3 protein-coding genes are annotated in these 3001 nt (G+C 54.5%); all 3 read left to right on the top strand.

The features are described 5' to 3' along the window. On the top strand, positions 1-549 hold a 549-nt coding region (locus K5905_RS30765; protein WP_297591531.1), incomplete at its 5' end, for a glycosyltransferase. 151 nt (positions 550-700) lie between these two features. After that, positions 701-2203 carry a lipopolysaccharide biosynthesis protein gene (locus K5905_RS30760; RefSeq protein ID WP_297591530.1) on the top strand — a complete coding sequence of 501 codons (1503 nt, stop codon included), beginning with the start codon at positions 701-703 and terminating at the stop codon, positions 2201-2203. Between the two features lie 146 nt (positions 2204-2349). Further along, the coding region (locus tag K5905_RS30755; protein WP_297591529.1) for an alpha/beta fold hydrolase at positions 2350-3001 on the top strand (652 nt) is incomplete at its 3' end.

Raw genomic sequence — 3001 nt, 5'->3', positions numbered from 1 at the left:
CCGGCAGACCGCCCGTTTCGCATCGGATTTATTGGCGTGCACACCGCCTTCAAGGGGATTGATGTGCTGGCACAAGCGGCAGCAAACATTTCGGAGACGCCATCAGTCGAGTTCTATATCGCCGGAACCGGGCGCGACGAATTTGCGGAGCAGGCAAGAAAAACCTTTCCCGCCCACAAGACAAAGTTTCTCGGCTGGACAAAACCCGAGGATTTCTTTCCGCAAATCGATCTGCTGGTTGCACCTTCAATTGGCGCAGAAGCCTTCGGGCGCGTCGCCGTGGAAGCATTTGCGCACGCGGTTCCGGTGATTGGCACAAACCTGGGAGGCCTTTCAGAATCGATCCTCCCCGACGTTAACGGTCTTCAAGTTCCTCCAAGCGACAGCGATGCGATTGGTGCGTGCATATATAAAATCGCTTCGGATCCCGACTATTACGAGAGCCTTTCGAAGGGAGCCCTTGCATCCGCACCACAATACACGGCAAAAAATGTCGCCACCGCCTATACGAATGCGTTTGAAACAATCGTCGCCGGGAAAGACGCCTGACAGATAGGTCTTACCCAAGTGCCGCAAGTGGGTTCGCACAGCGCAGACCAATCGATGGTTCGCGGGAAGAAAATTAAGGTATTTTTGATAAGAAATACCTCGCACTCTATTCGATCCGAACCAGACAGGCATCCAGGCCTGAGGGAAAAGTATGCAGTCCATCTTAAGCGCCAGCCTGTTCGTCTCGGCCTCGGGAATAATCTCCCTTATCGCCGGGTTCGCGAGTTCAGTGATTGTCGCCCGCATGCTTGGCGCCGAAGGCACAGGCTTGACCGCCCTTGCCCTTTGGGTGGCGATTACAGGATCGATAATCGCGACACGTGGAATTCCGGCGGTGGTGCTGCGATACATTGGACGGCAGGGAGAGATGGTGGAAGCACGAAACGGCTTCACCAAGTTTTTCTATAAAAAGTTCATTTGGCCGGTTCTTCTGGTGAGTGCACTATTTCTACCCTACGCCCTTTACACCTATCAATCGTCAGACTTGAACACGGCATTGGTGTGGGCTGTCGCCGGTCTGACGTCCCTTGCCTATGGGCAGGGGCATTTTGTCATGGCGGCCGATCACGGGCTTGGCCGCTATTTCGGTGCAGCCAAGAAAACCGTGGCGGGATGTTTCCTGCAGGTTCCGGTAACGATAGCGGGGGCATTCTTTTTTGGTCCGGCCGGTGCAATGGCCGGATATCTGGCAAGGCACGTTCCTCAAGCTTTCGGCCTGCGCACCTACCTCTCAAGCGGTCGTCCGGAAAAGGCCGAGATATCGGATCAGATGATCCGATATGGACAGAGCAACTGGATTTCCATCATCCTCGACACCTTGATCAAAACGCGTGTGGAATTCCTGTTTCTCACCTTTTTCTTCACTGTATTGCAGGTTGGTTACTTTGCCGCTGCCGTGACCTTTTCCAGCCTGATCCTCCAACTTGCCATGTACCTGGCGGCAGGACTTACGCCCGGTTTCGGCAGGCTCTACGACGACAAGGCGACACAGCAACTCAAGACATCCTACGACCGTTCCATGAGATGGCTGAGCATGCTGCTGGTTCCGATCAGTTTCGGGGGTGCGGTCATCATGCCCCTCCTTATTCCGATGGCCTTCGGCAACGATTTCATGCCGGCCATTCCAATCGCGGTTTTGCTGGTATTCTTTTCACTGCCTCAAGCGCTCTATTCTGTCCCCCTCGCAGCAATGCTGGCATTCGAAAACGACCGCCGACTTGTCTACATGAACGGTGCAGCGGCGGCAGCTCTTGTCATTCTAAATCTGGTTTTCACTCCCTTTTACGGCGGGATTGGCGCGGCGGTGATCAGGGGCGTTATCGGAGTTTCGATCTTTCTCTGGCTTGTGATTCACTGCCACAAGCGCCTCGGACTTGCGATCGACCTGAGTTCGCAGATCCGAATCCTGATCTCAGGGATCGCGTGCGCAGCATCTGCCTATGCAATTGTCACGGCAGTAGGAGGGCTCGGAGGGTTACTCTTGTCGATCCCGGTGGCTGCAGTTGTCTACGCTGTGTTCCTTCGGCTTACGAAGTCCGTTCCGGCTTCCGACCTGCAGGTAATTGAATCTGCCGTAGAGAAGTTCGCACCGGCGCGATTCAAACCCTTGCTCAAACCGGCCATTTCACTGCTTGGCACCAGCACTCCGGGTTAACGCTATTCGGGAATACTTCAGTACCTGCGGTTATCATGAGAGCCTGCGTTAACAAAATTGTGATAGGACCGGATGCACACGGCCTCGATGCAACTGGCCGTGACCGGTTGCCTTGTCCATCCCGGAATGTGTGGAACTGATTGAAAATGCCCGACTTTGGTACCTGCCCAATTGTCTATGACGACGTATCGGCAATCGTATCTTCCCCATGCCAGACATTTCGCCGGAGTACAGGCGTATTGCTTTGCCGCTCCTGGGCCCATGCCGAGCTATGCAGCCGAAAATTCTACAAGGTTCTGGCAGACAATATGGCATCCGCCGGTTTCCCGACATTGCGCTTTGACTATCCAGGCACTGTCGACTCCGGCGATCCACCGACGGATGGCGGTCTTGAAGATTGGGTGAGTGCTGCCGACAGAGGAGCCGACGTTCTAAGGGACCTCGGCTGTGACACCATCGTTGTTTTCGGGTTCTGCTTCGGTTCCATTATCGCGCATGATCTTCTGCAGCGTCGCAACGATGTCTCGGGTGCAATTTTCGCCGCCCCCGTCGTCAATGGCAGGCGCTACATTCGGGAAATCAACATTCGCGAAAAAGTGCTTTTCGAGACCGAGCGCATTCCCCTTGAGCGGCTCGACACAAGCCGCACATCGCTTTTAGGCAATGTCATGCCTGAACAACTGGTCAAGGATGTATCTGCAACCAAGCTCGACGCACCCGAGATACTTGCAGATGTCCCAGTACTTTTGTTCAGCAGGGAAAACACCAAGGGCGATCTCGATTTTTCCGAAAAGCTCA

The organism is Roseibium sp. (genome assembly GCF_025698965.1).
Lineage (GTDB): Bacteria > Pseudomonadota > Alphaproteobacteria > Rhizobiales > Stappiaceae > Roseibium.
Note: the sequence above shows the minus strand (reverse complement) of the source record. Positions and strands in the feature narration are given on the sequence as shown.

Excerpts from the sequence above, each read along its gene's own strand:
- K5905_RS30760 (WP_297591530.1), top strand. The coding sequence starts at position 701 with ATGCAGTCCATCTTAAGCGCCAGCCTGTTCGTCTCGGCCTCGGGAATA.